Annotated in this window: 14 protein-coding genes; 3 read left to right on the top strand and 11 right to left on the bottom strand. The window is 56.1% G+C overall.

Features of this window, described 5'->3' with window-relative positions:
• Positions 1–13 precede the first annotated feature (13 nt).
• A complete protein-coding gene (locus ACQ4N8_RS06260; RefSeq protein WP_430703470.1) occupies positions 14–562 on the bottom strand; it encodes a GNAT family N-acetyltransferase in 549 nt (182 codons plus the stop codon).
• Positions 563–591: 29 nt separating this feature from the next.
• Positions 592–1,110, bottom strand: coding sequence for an N-acetyltransferase family protein (locus ACQ4N8_RS06255; protein WP_430703469.1), 519 nt, complete (start codon positions 1,108–1,110; stop codon positions 592–594).
• A gap of 225 nt (positions 1,111–1,335) precedes the next feature.
• On the opposite strand from ACQ4N8_RS06255, the gene ACQ4N8_RS06250 reads away from it, so the two are divergent.
• Positions 1,336–2,583 carry an RICIN domain-containing protein gene (locus ACQ4N8_RS06250; RefSeq protein ID WP_430703468.1) on the top strand — a complete coding sequence of 416 codons (1,248 nt, stop codon included), beginning with the start codon at positions 1,336–1,338 and terminating at the stop codon, positions 2,581–2,583.
• 50 nt (positions 2,584–2,633) lie between these two features.
• Here the strand turns inward: ACQ4N8_RS06250 and ACQ4N8_RS06245 are convergent, their stop codons facing one another.
• Positions 2,634–3,107, bottom strand: a complete 474-nt coding sequence (locus ACQ4N8_RS06245; protein WP_430703467.1) for a hypothetical protein — start codon at positions 3,105–3,107, stop codon at positions 2,634–2,636.
• Between the two features lie 55 nt (positions 3,108–3,162).
• Positions 3,163–3,960 (bottom strand): GNAT family N-acetyltransferase, encoded by a 798-nt coding sequence (locus tag ACQ4N8_RS06240; protein WP_430703466.1) that lies wholly within the window; start codon positions 3,958–3,960, stop codon positions 3,163–3,165.
• Positions 3,961–4,714: 754 nt separating this feature from the next.
• Between ACQ4N8_RS06240 and ACQ4N8_RS06235 the strand changes: the two genes are divergently transcribed.
• Positions 4,715–5,701, top strand: coding sequence for a GNAT family N-acetyltransferase (locus tag ACQ4N8_RS06235; RefSeq protein ID WP_430703465.1), 987 nt, complete (start codon positions 4,715–4,717; stop codon positions 5,699–5,701).
• Positions 5,702–5,769: 68 nt separating this feature from the next.
• Here the strand turns inward: ACQ4N8_RS06235 and ACQ4N8_RS06230 are convergent, their stop codons facing one another.
• The 4 genes from ACQ4N8_RS06230 to ACQ4N8_RS06215 are packed head-to-tail and all read right to left on the bottom strand — an operon-like array spanning position 5,770 to position 11,814.
• Positions 5,770–6,411 carry a pentapeptide repeat-containing protein gene (locus tag ACQ4N8_RS06230; RefSeq protein WP_430703464.1) on the bottom strand — a complete coding sequence of 214 codons (642 nt, stop codon included), beginning with the start codon at positions 6,409–6,411 and terminating at the stop codon, positions 5,770–5,772.
• 2 nt (positions 6,412–6,413) lie between these two features.
• Positions 6,414–8,627: a DEAD/DEAH box helicase gene (locus ACQ4N8_RS06225; protein ID WP_430703463.1), complete on the bottom strand. Its 2,214-nt coding sequence runs from the start codon at positions 8,625–8,627 to the stop codon at positions 6,414–6,416.
• A complete protein-coding gene (locus ACQ4N8_RS06220; protein WP_430703462.1) occupies positions 8,624–9,964 on the bottom strand; it encodes an ATP-binding protein in 1,341 nt (446 codons plus the stop codon). The genes ACQ4N8_RS06225 and ACQ4N8_RS06220 overlap by 4 nt, the downstream gene beginning before the upstream one ends.
• 38 nt (positions 9,965–10,002) lie before the next feature.
• Positions 10,003–11,814: a TerB N-terminal domain-containing protein gene (locus tag ACQ4N8_RS06215; protein WP_430703461.1), complete on the bottom strand. Its 1,812-nt coding sequence runs from the start codon at positions 11,812–11,814 to the stop codon at positions 10,003–10,005.
• A gap of 128 nt (positions 11,815–11,942) precedes the next feature.
• On the opposite strand from ACQ4N8_RS06215, the gene ACQ4N8_RS06210 reads away from it, so the two are divergent.
• Positions 11,943–12,647: a M50 family metallopeptidase gene (locus ACQ4N8_RS06210; RefSeq protein WP_430703460.1), complete on the top strand. Its 705-nt coding sequence runs from the start codon at positions 11,943–11,945 to the stop codon at positions 12,645–12,647.
• 63 nt (positions 12,648–12,710) lie between these two features.
• Here ACQ4N8_RS06210 and ACQ4N8_RS06205 read toward each other — a convergent pair whose 3' ends face one another.
• The 3 genes from ACQ4N8_RS06205 to ACQ4N8_RS06195 all read right to left on the bottom strand — a co-directional run bounded on the left by ACQ4N8_RS06205 (position 12,711) and on the right by ACQ4N8_RS06195 (position 15,587).
• Positions 12,711–13,505: a methyltransferase domain-containing protein gene (locus ACQ4N8_RS06205; RefSeq protein WP_430703459.1), complete on the bottom strand. Its 795-nt coding sequence runs from the start codon at positions 13,503–13,505 to the stop codon at positions 12,711–12,713.
• A 184-nt stretch (positions 13,506–13,689) separates the two neighbouring features.
• Positions 13,690–14,529 carry a hypothetical protein gene (locus tag ACQ4N8_RS06200; RefSeq protein WP_430703458.1) on the bottom strand — a complete coding sequence of 280 codons (840 nt, stop codon included), beginning with the start codon at positions 14,527–14,529 and terminating at the stop codon, positions 13,690–13,692.
• A complete protein-coding gene (locus ACQ4N8_RS06195) occupies positions 14,526–15,587 on the bottom strand; it encodes a Gfo/Idh/MocA family protein (protein ID WP_430703457.1) in 1,062 nt (353 codons plus the stop codon). Before ACQ4N8_RS06195 ends, ACQ4N8_RS06200 begins: the two co-directional genes overlap by 4 nt.
• Between the last annotated feature and the right edge of the window lie 48 nt (positions 15,588–15,635).

The raw sequence follows: 15,635 nt of genomic DNA, 5'->3' as shown, positions 1-15,635 counted from the left end.
TCTCCCTTTTCCCTCATGGTTCCATTCCGAGACGTTCTCCATATTCGCTCGACAAAATCGAGTACTGGAACGAATCGTGCCACTTCCCGTTATGCCACAGATGCTCCCGCATATGCCCCTCGTAGGTCATCCCGATCTTCTGCATGACCTTCGCCGACCCTGAATTATCCGGCCGGCAGGTGGCATATATCCGGTGAAGCCCCAGCTCCTGAAAACCCAATGCTAGCAATGCCCGCGCCGCTTCCGTCGCATAACCTTGCCGCCAGAACAGCGGGTTGAAGCAATAGCCTATTTCGCCTTGCTTGAAGCCGCTTAGATATAAGCCGCATCCCCCGATAAGCTGCCCCGTCGCCTTAAGCACGGCGGCCAGCTCATAGCCCTCCCGGGGTTCTTTGTTCTGCATTTCGCGCATGCGCGCTAGATACTCCCTGGTTTCCTCTTCGGAATTCGGTCCCCAAACCATATGCCGTACCACGAAGGGATCGGACGCGTAAACATGAACTTCCTGCTCGTCTTCCATCGTGAATTCCCGAAGCATCAATCTTTCCGTTTCCAGCTCCATACGTTCATCGCTCCTTAAGCCATCTTAGTTCAGCTCGGATCATTGATGAGCCTTAAAACCAAAAGGTCTTCGTCAAAGTACTGTCCGTTGTACTTCAAGGCCCTGCGTTCGGTGCCATACATTTGAAAACCGACGGATTCGTAGAGCTTTCTTGCCGACTCGTTTACGGATACGACCGTCAGGTTGATTTGCTCCACCCCGTCCATCCCTTTCGCCAAGGCGACAAGCTCGCGCAGCAGCGCTTTCCCTACGCCTCGCCCCCGCATTTCGGGCGACACAAACATCCCGAAGACATTGCCCTTATGCAGCGTTTTTTGGCCGTTTTCCCGGATAAAAGTCACGCATCCCGCCAGCTTCCCCGCATCATCAAAAGCACCCAACACAAACTTCCCTTCGGCCGCCTTAAGGCGATTCGCCACGCTTTCCGGCGAAAAAGCGGCTTCCCGCTCATAAGTCGAGCCGAAAGCTTCCGGACTGGATCGCAAAGCCAGCAACCTAAAGTTCTGATAGATTTCGGCATCGGCTTCTTGCAATAGACGCAGGTTCATCGGTTCACGCTCCCGGTTAAAGTCAACGATTGATATCAGAATACCAGAACCTATTTATTTTGGAAAACATACGAAATTATTGTTGTAAATTACACCTTTAAATGGTAATCTATGTAATGATAGCGCTATCATATTTTAGAATCGAAACCGGTTTAGTAGTAAGAGTTGCCCGTAATAACTAAGGAAACAAGTATGCCAATTTCCATCAAAGGAGCGGATTCATGTATGCTGAAACGCGGTAAACTTCTCTACCTCTTTCTGCTGTTTACACTCCTGACCACTTTTGTGCCAACGACCAACACAACTCACGCTGCCCCTGCCTGGAATCTCGTATGGAGCGACGAATTTAACGGTTCTTCCCTGAGTGCCGCCAACTGGACCGCCGAAATCGGCACCGGCAGCGGAGGCTGGGGAAACAATGAACTCCAGTACTATACCAACCGGCCGCAAAACCTGCAGGTAACCGGCGGCAATCTCGTCATTACCGCCCAGAAGGAAAACTACGGCGGGATGAACTATACCTCCGCGCGAATCAAAACCCAAGGCCTGAAAAGCTTTACTTATGGAAAAATCGAGGCAAGAATCAAGCTTCCTACCGGACAAGGCCTCTGGCCGGCCTTTTGGATGCTGGGAAACAATATTACCTCGGTGAATTGGCCTTATTGCGGTGAAATTGATGTTATGGAACGCGTCAACAACAACGCCTTCGTCAACGGCACCGTGCATTGGGACGCAAATGGTTATGCCTCGTACGGCCGAACTTCGGGGAACCTGGATTTCTCGCAATTCCACACGTACACCGTGGAATGGGACTCGAGCTATATTCGCTGGTTCGTGGACGGCAACCAGTACAATGAATTTTATATCGCAAACGGAACCGGCAATACCGAAGAGTTTCAGAAACCGTTTTTCCTGCTGCTGAATCTCGCCGTCGGCGGCAATTGGCCGGGCAGCCCCAACGCGTCCACGCCTTTCCCGGCGCAGATGCTGGTGGACTATGTGCGCGTATATCAAGATCAGGCCGGGAGTTCGCCGACGCTCGAAAACGGCGCCGTCTATACCATCGCCTCCAAAGCCAGCGGCAAAGTGCTGGATGTCGTGGATGTGTCCACCGCGGATGGGGCCAAAATGCAGCAGTGGACTAATTTTGGCGCCAGCAATCAGCGCTTTCGGGTCGAAAGCACGGGCGACGGTTATTACAAGCTGACCGTGATGCACAGCGGCAAGGTGCTGGATGTGCCAAGCTCAAGCACCGCCAGCGGGGTACAGCTTCAACAATGGACCGATAACGGTTCCGACGCCCAGCGGTGGAGAATCGTCGATGCGGGCGGGGGCTATTACAAGCTGGTGTCCAAAGCCAGCGGATTGGTCATGGACGTATCCGGCGCCTCCACGGCGGACGGCGCGGCGGTCCAGCAATACACCGATAACGGAACGGATGCGCAGAAATGGCAGTTTACGAAGATAAACTAAGCCAGCGATAGCGACGGCAAAAAGGGCGGAAAACGGATTCCGCCCTTTCTTTATTTTCCCGATTCGGTGAGGCAACGGTAGATATGCAGGCTTGCCGGAATATGACCGGCCGCTAAAATAAGGCTGCTGAACAGCATCGGCACGGAGTGCAAAACCGCCGAGCCAGCAGCGAAATAGAGAACCGGAGCGATCGCCAAGGGAACCGGCATCCCCCGCATTGGCGCGAACAGCCAGCGATATTCCCGATCCCGGCGAAGATAGCGTATCCAGCCGGCATAATACAGCAGCAGGAAGACGACCATGCCCGTCAACGAGAGGATATCGCGGAGGTTGCCCATATGAACAGGGGAGAACAGAGGCAAAACCATGACCCCCACGCGTCCGATCCCTTCAGCCGCTTTGAGGAAGATGTTCTCTTGCAGCTCCTGCGGCGAAGGCATATGCTGCGGAGGCCAACGCCAAAATATCAAATTGGGGAGCAACACCGCAGCGGGGATGATTAAACTAACCGCGTAAACCATCAAGGGCTCGCCTTCTCTCTCAACGTTTCCCCCACCATAACAAAAAAACTTGATGCCGTCAGTGCAATTTCGTCCATGTGGATCGCGTATACCCGATTCTTAATCCCGCCCGCTCCATATTCCGGTGGCTCGCGGAGCCAAAGGCGCATTGGCCTACCACCCATCGGCAATTTAATAAGCTAGCTTCATGGATGCGAGCAAGCAGCAATCGCTGCTGCAAGCCCTTATTTCTAAACTCCGGAAGGGTTGCAGCGAAAGTAAACGTTGCGACATCGTCCTCAACGTACATGACGGCTACGGCCGCCGGGGTATCGCGATAGAATCCGAGATAATAACGCCAACCCGGGCGGGAAAACAACACCCGATTATTTGCGGCTACGTGAGGCTTCCCTTCCAATGGAAGATTTGTCCCCAGACAGTGAATTTCCGCGTAGGTGTCGAATTCCTCTTCTTTAAGCTCTTGAATATGCAAATCGCCATCAGGCGCTTGATCTATGTTTCTGGGCTTTCCATACAACGTAGTGTGAAAACCGGACTGGTAATATCCTCGTTGAGCGAGCATTTTCAACACTTGGGGATCGGTCTTGCCCGGTATGAGCTGAAACTCGAAGTTCCGTTCCCGCACCCGGTAAAATTCCAGGATGTCGTCGAGCGCTTCCGCCTCAAGGGTCCCTTTTACATTGTTAAACAACCCCCATGGCATCGTGCGGCTGTAAAACGCGGTACTTCCGCCGAACCGGGCGATTTCTACGCCTTCGGGGTTTCCTTCCCTGCTCTGGATCGCCTTCATGCGATCGATCATATATTGAATTTCGGACCGTTCCAACAAATCGGCAAGCTCTTGGTTCATGACCATGCCATCGTTCCTCCTTCGCTTCCGCTCCTGTTTGCTGAGCGGTACATGACCTGGAAATCCAAAAATCGCAGATATTCAAATATGATCAGGGCTGTTTCATTCCTTTCTTTGAATCTTAGCAGTTGTGAAATTTTGCCTATAACAAGGTTTCGCTTTTGTGTAATATTTCTAAATAAAAGAAAGACGACCTGGCGAAATTCCTGTAACCGTTCCGGATGGACTTGGTATACTTTCTGATAAATACGGCTAGTTCCTCCTTTAGCTCAAGACCTCCAATTCCGGAGGCGACGAAAAGGTGCCATCGGGATTAGGTTCAAATCCACCCTCATATAAATAGCGGAATTTTATGGTCTTATTTTTCGGATCTGAGCCTGTTTATCACTAATAGGGGAACTTTTGGGCCTTATTTTCCAATAAACAGTGCGAAAAGCGGCCATTTCCCGGCGACTCGAAAAAATAGCGCCATAAATCTCCTCTATTTCACGCAAAATCAGGGATATCGCCGAAATAGCGCCATTTTTTCCCCTTATATTTTCACCTGAGTTTTTCAGCGCGCTAACTTTGGCTGTTTTCCCAACCCGAAGAGCCGCCCCGCCATGTTAAAGTTATTTTAGGAACCTTCCACTAGTTGTTTTCTCTGCATTGCGTTTTGAGTGATGTAATCTTTATTTTATATCCAAACCTTACCCTCCCGAAAGTCCCCCGGCATGAGATAATAGCCGTAGGAACTAATATGTGGACGGGGGTTTATGAAATGCTGAAGTTTACGATTCGTAAAATGAGAAAGCCGGATGATTATGCGGCGGCGGCTCGTCTTGTCAATCTGGTGATGTCGGAGCCGACTACTGCGGAACGACTGCAGGAAGAAGACGCCCAAATTCCGCCGGGTCAGCTGGATTACAATGAAGAAGGCAAGCTGACGGGCTGGGATCATCCCAAATGGGTGGCCGAAGACGAAAACCAGCAAGTCATCGGTTATGCATATGTATGGCGCGCTCCGTGGACGGAGCCCGGAAACCTGTTGTTTACGCTAATCGTTCAGCCGGAAAGCCGGGGTAACGGGGTCGGCAAAGCCCTATACGAAGAGATCCGGCAATGGGCCAAGGACGTCAAAGCCTCCCGATTCATCATTTACATGAGAGAAAACGATGCGGCTTCGCTCGCTTTTGCCAAGCACCGGGGGTATGTGCAGGAACGCCACACGTTTGAATCCGTGCTGGATTTGGCCTCCTTCCAAGGCGCCTTGCTGCCGGACGCCATCGATGAGGCGCGGCGGTCCGGCATCGAGTTCGTCACGTTGGCCGATGAAACCGGGGAGACAAACGAACGCAAGCTGCATGAGCTGTACCGAATCACCCATGAGGACATTCCCGGTTACTCGGAAAGCTTCCCTTGGTTCGAAGAATGGAAGAAATGGAGCATCGGGCAAACCGGCGTGCGTCCCGAATGGATCCACATCGCCAAGGACGGGGATCGCTATGTCGGCGTCGTGACCTTGCTGCAAAACGAACAAACGAAAGCGATGTATCACGAATATACCGGCGTACTCCGCGAATACCGCGGCCGCCATTTGGCGCTGGCGCTAAAAATGCTCGCCATCCAAACCGCCCAACGTTGCGGCGTCCCCTACCTGCGAACGCATAACGATTCGATGAACCGCCCCATGCTGCGGATCAACCGCGACCTCCTCGGTTTCCGTGCGGAACCGGGCAATTACAAGATGGTGCTGGAACTGGCATGACGCAAAAACGCCCCCGCCATCGATCGCTCGTCTTGGTGGGGGTGTTTAGGGATTACAGATCATTTCATTTATTTTACCTTCAAGCCTAGCAATTTGGCAAAGCCGATGGCCTGCGCCGGCGACACCGTGCATCCTGCCAAAGCATACGAGGGGATATCCACCCTTTCATAGGTGCAGGTGCTGATATCTATCCCTTTCAGCGAGGTGTCGTTGAAATCCGCCTCATTCAGATCACAGTCCTCCAGCTCGATGTCCTTGAACTTGCAGCCGTAAAAATTCGCATGCTGCAAGGAGCAACCGGTAAACCTCACCTGTTTCAAAGAAGCCTCGACCATATCGCTCAGATTCATCATGCAATTTTCAAACGTCACGGACCCAAGGTTCGCTTTGGACAGGCTCAACCCCATCATTTTGCAATCCTTGAAATGCACGCGATGGATGACGCCGCTAAGCGCGGCATTGGACAAATCGCAATTCTCCAGCACGACGTCCGTCAGATCCAGACGCTCGAACTTCGTGTTCGCGAAGGAGCAGCCGCGGAGCTGCACCTTGGCCAGAATGCATTTATCCAGCACCTCTTGTTCAAAATGCACGCCGGACAGCGTTCGTTTCAACAACTCATGATCCGCATCCTCCAGCAATTCTTCCCACTGGGCTTCCTCCAAATCTCCCGGAAGCTGCGGAGCGGCGATTTTCGTTTTTGCCGTCATGTTTAATCCCAATCCCCTTTCTCTTCATCCCATTTCCGCAGCGCTTCGGTCAATCCCCGCAAATCCAGCCCATCCACGGCAAAAGCGCGCCGAACCAGTTCGGGAGGGACGAATTCGTCATATTTGCCAAGGTAAGGGGCCTCCGCCGCATCCAGCAGCGCCTCCGGATTCGGGTCCCCCGCCAATTCGCCCTCGATGCCCGCGAGCAGTTCCTTGGCACCGGCTCTGCCGGCCACGACCATATAATACGGCTCCATCGGGACCACCTGGCGCAGTCCCATCGGCTCGCTCAACTGATGCTTCAGCATCCGTTCCAGCGTGCGGAACTGCTTGCTTCCCGCCCAAGGCAGCACGAACAGCGAATCGCCGCCCGCCGGGATTACCGCGCTACGCAGCAGCCCGCTCTCGCGGGCCAGCCGGCGCGCCCGCTCCAAACGATTGGCCGCGCCGGGAGCCAAATACGGGTACAGTGTATGCTCCTCAAGCACTTGACGCATTTTCTGCATCACCCGGGTATGGACATCGCCGCCCGCCCCAAGCCATAACGTATCCACTTTGCCGCGGGAGGACTTCACATACACCGCTTTATGCTTGTTGTCCACTTCCTCCACCTTCCACAGCTTCCCGGCCAACGAGAAGCAGTAGCCCGGCGGCGGTACGGTCGTAATGCTGCCGATCTCCTCCGAGCCGTTGTAAACGACATGCTCTTCATCATCCTTGAACACGGCGTAAAAGCGGAAGTTGTTCACCACCTTCTCCCCGCCGAGCCCGACGATCAGCGTACCTTCCTCCGTCTGCTGGATATGGTCGGTTTGCAGCAAGTATTGCAGCAGCCCCTTGTACTCTTCGGGATCGATCCCGCGAAAAGAAGGCAGCGTCAGCACCGCCCGCGCCAATTCGCCCGGCTCCGCTTCGCCGATGCTTTTGAGCGTGCTCATCGTCTGGTGGTACAGCACGCCGACCGGTTTCTTGCGCACGTCCACCGGCTCCACCCAGCGCTCGCGGAGATACAGCTCGATGACGGCGATGGCGCGCAGCAGCATCCACGGCATCCGCGCGGGCAGCTGAGCCTCCTCGTCCTCTTCCTCCGCGCAGAGGAACATCATCTCTGACGCCTGGTCGCCCCGGCGGCCGGAGCGGCCCAGCCGCTGCACGAAGCTGGAGCAGCTGTACGGCGCTCCGAGCTGGATGACGCGCTCCAGCTCGCCGAGGTCGATGCCCAGCTCCAGCGTCACCGTCGCCGCGGCCACCGCCGGTCCGGGGCCGGAGCGCAGCGCGGCCTCGGTCTCCTCCCGCAGCATCGCGGAAATGCTGCCGTGATGGACATGGAACACGTCGCGTTCCTCCCGCTTCGCGGCGATCCGGCGCAGCTCCAGCGTCGTCAGCTCGGCGTCCGAACGGCTGTTGGTGAAGACGAGCGCTTTTTTTCGGTGGGTATGGTCGTAGACGTAGTTGTAATAATTCTGCTTGGCCAGTTCCAGATGCTCGGCCTCCCGTTCGTTCCGGGCGCCCGGGAGCGAAAAATGCTCCACGGACAGTTTCAGTTTCCGCCCGCCGGGCGGCGAGACGACCTCCACCGGCTGCGGCGTGCCGGCTCCCAGCCAACGCGCCGCGGTATCGTAATCGCTTAACGTGGCCGACAAGCCGATCCGCCTTGGCGCGCAGGAGGCCATCCGTTCCAGCCGGGTCAGCTGGCTTAGCACCTGAATGCCCCGATCCGCCCCCATAAAGGCGTGCACCTCGTCGATCATGATGTAACGCAGGTCGTGAAACAGCGCCGGAATCGCATTCGGGCGATTCATCAGCAGCCCCTCCAGCGACTCCGGAGTAATTTGCAGCACGCCGGAGGGCCGCTGCATCAGCTTGGTTTTCTCCGCTTGCGACACATCGCCGTGCCAGTGCCAGACGGGCACCTCCCCCTCCCGCAGCAGTTCGGTGACCCGCTCGAACTGATCGTTGATCAGCGCTTTCAGCGGTCCGATGTACAAAATGCCGACCGATTCGGACGGCCGGTTGTACAGCTCCGTGAGCGCCGGGAAGAAGGCCGCTTCCGTCTTCCCGGAAGCGGTGCCCGAGGCGATCAGCAGGTGATGCGGCGTATCGAACAGCACCCGGCAGGCCTCGACCTGGGATTCGCGCAGCGCATCCCATTTTTTGCGGTAGACGTATTCCTGAATGAACGGAGCCAGCCGGGAAAAAGCGTTCGGACCGCTCATAGATCGAACTCCGCCAAAAAGTCGTCCAGCTCGTCCCCGGACGCTTGCTTGCCGCTCGTCCCGGCGGCCGCGGCATCCTGCTCCCGTTCGCCCATCAGTTCCTCGAACGACAGCTCCGGATGCTGATGCAGCAAATGCAGCACGTCCATGAAGTCCCGCACGACCTCCCGGGTCGTCAGCAGCTCCTCGGCGCCCAGCCGGTTCACCGCCGCCTGCATGAAGGCGATCAATTGCTCGTCCGTCAACCGCGCTTCATAGCCGGCATGCATCGCATGAATATCCCGCAGCTTCTGCAGCAGGATCAATATCTCTTCATGCGACAGCATGTCCAGCTTCAGGATCGGCGAGGTGTAGGAACGCCGCGTCCCGCTGCTGTAACGTCCGTCCATCAGCCGCGAGCGCAGGGCATCATAGCTGAACAGCCCCCGGCGTTCATCCTCCACGAATTGCGGCGTCCCGCCCAGATAGATGCCCAGGTACTGCGCTTTGCCCTGCATCGTGTCGTTGAACATCGTCAGCAGCTTCTCGTAGTTGCTTTGGCGGGAGACGCTGTTCGTGATCTTGTACAAGTTCACGCCTTCATCGATGAACAGCAGCAGGCCTTTATAGCCGATTCGCACCGCAAATTCCGCCCACAGCTTCATATAATCGTACCAATTGTCATCGTCGATGATGACGCCGACCCCAAGCTCTTGGCGGGCTTCCGTTTTGGTCGGGACCTCCCCGCGCAGCCAGCGCAGCGCCGCCGCTTTCCGGTCGTCGTCGCCGAGCTTGTACCCCGACCAATACGCCGCCAGCACCTTCGCGAAGTCGAATCCGTGCACGAGGCTTTGCATCTCGTTCGTCACCGCGTAAATCCGCAGCTCGACCGCGTCATGAAGCTGCGGATCGCCGGGGCGCAGGCCGGTGGCCTGCATTTGCTCCTGCTGGAGGGCGGCGATCCATTTTTGCAGCATCGTTTCGAGCGCCCCGCCATCCGGTCTCGTCCGGGTGGACAAATGCATCATCAGCTCCCGGTAGGTGGTCAGACCCTGCCCTTTCGTGCCGACCAGACGGCGCTCCGGGGACAGATCCGCGTCGGCCACCACGAACTCGCGGTCCATGGCGTAGTTGCGGATCATCTGGAGCAGGAAGCTTTTGCCGCTCCCGTACCTACCGGTGATCAGGCGAAAAGCCGCCCCGCCCTCCGCGATATTGTCCATATCCTGGAGGATCGACGCCACCTCCGGTTTGCGGCCTACCGCGATATGCTCCAGCCCGACCCGCGGCACGACCCCGGCCGTCAGGGAATTAACCAGCGCCGTGGTGAGCCGCTTGGGAATTTGCATGGGTTTCATCGTATATCACCTCATAGAAATCTGAGCCTTCAATTAGGTTAACGCTTATCTGGAAGCCGTTGATGAAGTTCTTCGCGGTATTCCTCCGTGATCTCGTCCCCGTCGATCAGCAGATCGCCGAGCAACTCCATCGCCAGCTCGTTGATTTCGTCCAGCAGCAGCTCCGGCATGGAACCGGCCTGCTCGGCGATGGCCTGCCGCTTAGCGGCATTGCTGCCGCCCAGCAATGCGGCGAGCATCTGCACATGGGCCTCTGCGAGCCGGGCGAACAGCCCGTGCCAGACGGACGGCGGCTCCTGAACGGTCTCCGGCTCTTCATGAACCGCCGCCATGGTCGGCGCAGGCGTAGGCATATTGGGCTCCACCTGCGCATCCGGCTTCCTGAACGGCATCTCGACCGACGCCGGCGTTGCGGTCTCTTCCTGCCCCGGCGTTTCTTCTTCCTCGAGCTCTTGCCAACCCCGCTCAAAATCAAGCTCCGCTTGCACCGGCTCGTCCGCAGCTTTCCCGCGGCGCGAGCTCCGCACCGCCTGACCGGACTCCCCGGCCGCTTGTTCCTTTCCGAACCCGGCCGGTTTCGTCCCGGACGGCAGACCCGCCGGCAGCTCCGAATCGCCGGCATCCCCAGCCGCAAAAGGCAAAGTTAATTCCTCCGCCAACAGCATGTCCCGCACTTCGTCGGATTCCTGCTTCAGCTTGCGCAGTTTGGCCGCGCTGATCTTCACCTTGGGGGCCCGGGCTTTCGCTTCCTCGGCGCGCCGTTGTTCAAACTCCTTGCGCAGAAAACGGTCGATCAGCCGATCGATCTCCGGCTCCACCTCGATGCCGCGCAACTTGCCCTTGAACCCGTACAGCTCCCGCAGCTTATTCTCCGTCAGCCGGACCAGCTGCGTTATATAAGCGCGAAAAGGAGGATATTCGCTGATCGGCAGCACGGTTACCGTTTTGGTGCGGCCATACAGGCCGTGATCGTACACGGCGCTGCGGAACAGATAGCGGGGCTCCCTTTTTTCGCGCGGCATATGAAGCTCCAGGATTCGGCTCCCTTTCGCCTTGGCCAAATATCCGTCGACCAGCGCTACCGCTTTCGGCGCATAGGTCCGCAGTTCCTTGCGACCTTGCTCCGCATAGAAACGGCTCTTCTGCACGTCGTAGTCGATCAGCAGCAGCAGCAGTTCCCAGCTGAGCTCCAGCGGCTCCGCCGTAAACCTCCGTCCCCATTCCAGCTCCTTCAGCGCCGGGGACAGATTATGCGGAAGCTTGTGCAGCGGCCAGGCGGGCCGTTCCTCCAGGTTATGCACCAAGGCGAAATCGTACATCCATTCGCGGACGTACGTGTCCAGCTTGGGATACCGCTCCCGGTAGTTCCGCCAAACCCGCTCCATCAAGACATACCCTTCCGCAGGCACCGACCAGCCGATCCCGTGGATCAGCTCGTACAGGAAAACGAACAGGTAGGATAAATCCGTATCCGGGCAGCGCCCCGACCGAACCTCCTCCCGCCAGAACAGATACCATTTCAATTGACCGGGCTGCATCTGGTCATAGGTCGGCCAGTAGGTTTGAAAGGGCACGAACTCCGCATAAGCCGCGGAAGCCGTCTCCAGCTCCTTGGCCTTCAGGACGAACTGCTGCTCCCGGGAGACATAACGGAAGTCCTGCCGCCAATCGAGGTTTCGCTCCCAAGGATCCGGCGCGACCACGCGGCTGACCGGCTCCGCGGCTTGCTTCGGCTCCGGCATGCCTAGCTCAAGCTCGGCAAACGTCAGCCGGCGCTCCCGTCCCGTCCGCTGCCCGTGTTCTCTGCTATGTACATCGACAAAGTCGCGTTTGTCCGTTCCATCGCTCATCGTCCATAGTCCTCCATTATGACTCCATTATACCATCAAACCGAAAGCTTGTTCGCTTTTTGAATACTATTTTGCTCTCCCGTATAATAAAAAGCAACTGCTAAATGGAGAAAGGGTGGGGGATTCCATTGAACAAATGGCTGAAGGCCTTGCTGTTTCTGCTTGGGGCTGCTTTACTGACGAGGCTGGTTCCGTTCTCCGACTGGTTCCGCATGCTGGACACGATGGTCCATGAGCTTGGCCATGCCGTCGCGACCCTGCTGATGTCGGGCCGGGTGCTTCGAATCGAACTGAATCCCGACCACAGCGGGGTCACCTATTCGGTGCTGACCTCGGGCTGGAGCCAATTGGCGGTGTCCCTGGCCGGTTATGTCACGGCTTCCTTGTTTGCGATGGCGCTGTTTTACGGCTATTCCCGGCAAAAGCAAGCGGCGGGACTCGCGGTCATCAGCGGGCTGGCGCTCGCGTCCATTCTCCTTTTCGTACGATCGGGATACGGTTTGGGGTGGCTAATCGCGTTTATCGTGGTTAATGCGTTGTTTCTTCTCATCGGCGGACGCATTCGGAATTTTTATTACTTGCTGCTGGCCTTTCTATGTTTGGAGGAATCGGTCATGGGACCGGCCACCCTGCTGCTGCGAGCCCTGACCCATCCAAGCCAGGCCGGCGATGCGGCCAATCTGGCTCAGCTCACGGGCGTGCCCGCGATGGTATGGGCGCTGCTGTTCCTCGTCATCTCTATGATCTGCGCCATGTCCGCGCTGCAATGGTATTGGAAGGATCGAAAACGGAGCCGGCAACCCGAAACGATGCACGGCTCCATTAGCCGATAGTGCCGGGAAGAGAAAAGACCTTTGTTCATCCGGATGAAGCGGGAATCGGGCATCCGGAAATGCCTATTTGCGGCATACGTATAATCCGTGGTTGCTGGCTCCCAGCAAGGACGGTTCCGAACACGTTGCGAGATGATATTTTACCCATAGCCCGTATTCTTCTTCACTCAGTTGATTTATCGTTTCCCGCATGAAAATGCCTATTCCGTCCGTGGCCGCATGATCCAGCTTCGCAACGCCATACGGTTCCAACAAACCTTCGATTTCATCCGGAGCGAGGAATTGGGCCAATTTCAAGAAAGCATCCGTCTCGGTAGGAACGCTTCTTCCCTGCTCGATTACGTGGGAAATCCATTCCTCATCCAAATATCTGCGATCGCTTTTGATAAGATACGGTACGGTAAAATATTTGTTGATATAGGCGACCGCCAGTATCCCACCCGGTTTCAGCACTCGTAAGCATTCGCTGAGGCAGGCGTCCCGATCGCGCGGATCCATGAGGTGATACATCGGCCCCAGGCATAAAACGACGTCGAATCTCTCCGCATCAAAACGGGAAAGGTCCACCGCATTCAGGATATGCGTCGTAATATTAGGATAACGATGCAAATCGGCTTTGCATTGAATAGCCTCGACATGCTTAGGCGTTATATCCGTCGAAACAACCTTGTTCCCCTTGTCGGCATAATAAAAGGTATAAATCCCCCCGCCCGCTCCAAGATCAAGAATATCGGCACCGCCGGTTATGTATTTGTCCAAAATATGCGTCGTCGTCATAAACTCAAGTTTCCGGGCGTTGTCCGTCGTTAATCTGGCGGATTCGTCATAATTGTCATAATATTGGATAACGGTTTCCATGCGCTCCACTCCATTTCCCTTTGTGCAAAACATAGCCGGAACGCCCCGGCCTAAGTCGCTCTTATCTTAGGCCGGGGCGTTTTACGCGCTGAGCTTCTTAACCTTATTATACAAGCGACTGCCTTCAAGTTGAAGGGTGTACATCCTTGCGCAGCAACATATAAATGCACCCCTATAGAATTCATTAGTTAGGCAGATCCACCCATACGCCAGGCGTTTCAGCCGCTTTCAAGCCATATTCGATGATGGTTATGACCGCGATGGTTTCGGCGGAGTCGACGACCGGCTTGCCGGTTTCGAAAAAGTCTACCAGGTTCCGAATAAATGCTTCGAAAAAATTCGAATTGGCGGTGGCTTGCGCGAAGTTGCCGTTATCATATTTGATGCCGATCGTAAATGGACAGTTATCCCCAAGGTGATGAATCGAGGCCCGGCGGCCTGCACCGAAATCGATCAGCAGGGCGGGAGAACCCGGCGTTCCGGTATACATCACACTTAACGGATGGGCTCCCATCAAGCTAACCACGGGTTCGATTTGATGGATCGAGTAATTGGCGAAAGCGCCGGGTCCCCAACTGCTGATGGTTTGGATGCCTTCGGGATCCACTTGCGCATATTCGCCGGCAAAACGGAGCGCGGACGTCGAGTACATCGGCGTTCCGTGCGCCGAGGCCAGATCGAATAGGCGAACGGCCGTCTCCCGGTCCGGAGCGAACGTCTTATCGATATAAGTCGGCTTTCCCGACGCTAGCGGCAGCCGGGACAATTCCTCGTGAAACTCCGGGTTGTCGGGAGACAACACGATCAGATAGTCGCTTCGCTCGACGACCTCGCCAATCGTCGGCAGCAGCTCGATCCCCCGTTCCCTGCACCAAGCCTCGTTCGTGCGTCCGTTTTCTTTGTCCCGTTTCCCGTAGGCGTATGCGACCTTCATGGCACCCGCCGAAGCCTGCTCGATCCATCCGGGGTATTTATCGGCATGGAATTGATCCAGGTGCAGGTCGATAAATCCGATTTTTTTCATAGGATGGAAATCTCCTTCCCCATGTCGGAAGAATCGTAGATGGCCTGGATGATCTGCGAAGACAAGATGACCGTATCGATATGGGACGGCTGCTTCTCCCCGGTTTGTACGCATTCCATGAAACTGTCGATCTCCTTCTGATACATATTGCCGGAATTGAACTTCGGCGTTGTCTCCGTCAAGGCACCGTCCGCCGAGGTGTAGTACGTGAAGTCTGCCCCGTAATTCAAACGAATGCCCCCTTTATTGCCAAGGAAGTCGATGAACATTTCTTCGGCGCCGATATTTTGCGCCCATGCGCCGTTCAGGGAAATGGTCGGACCTTCGGTGCGCACGAGAGCCGTCACGAAGTCATCCACATCATAAGTGCCGTCGTATTTCGGCGGTCCTGCCCACATTTTGAGGAAGGCATAGTTCTCCATGTCTTTGCCGAGCTTGCAGTAAGCCTGGCCGGATACGGTTAACGGCTTCGGATCGCCCGTACAGTACATGACGATATCGAGGAAGTGAACGCCCCAATCGATCAGCGCGCCGCCGCCGGCGATGGCTTTTGTCGTAAAAGCGCCGCCCAGTCCGGGAATCGAACGGTGGGAGCGGAAGCTGGCATACACGTGATATAACTCGCCAAGATCGCCGTTTCGAATCATGGTTCGAATCCGGTTGACGCTTTCGCTGTACCGGTTGACGACGCCGATATTCAGCGTCTTGCCCGTTTCATGCTGGACCTTCTGCATTTCCAGGGCTTCCGAATAGGTACGGGCCGCCGGTTTCTCGCACAGGACATGCTTGCCCGCCCGCAGGAAATCGATGGCGATGGAAGCATGATCGGCATTCGGCGTACAGATGGAAACCGCGTCGACCTCCGGATCGTCAAGAATCTCCCGGTAATCCTCGATGGCCCGGCCGCATTCGTATTTGGCTACGGCCGCCTCCGCCCTGTCCTTCAGGATATCGCAGAAATATTTGATTTCGGCATCCGGATTAGCTATGTAACCGGGGATATGGGCGTTGTTCGCAATCGTGCCGCAACCGATGACGGCAGTGGTAATTTTGTTCATCGCTTCTCCTCCAAAATCGCAGAATGATCGTGCACGGCATCCAAGCCT

The organism is Paenibacillus macerans, assembly GCF_050565405.1.
GTDB classification, from domain to species: Bacteria; Bacillota; Bacilli; order Paenibacillales; family Paenibacillaceae; genus Fontibacillus; species Fontibacillus macerans_B.
Note: the sequence above shows the minus strand (reverse complement) of the source record. Positions and strands in the feature narration are given on the sequence as shown.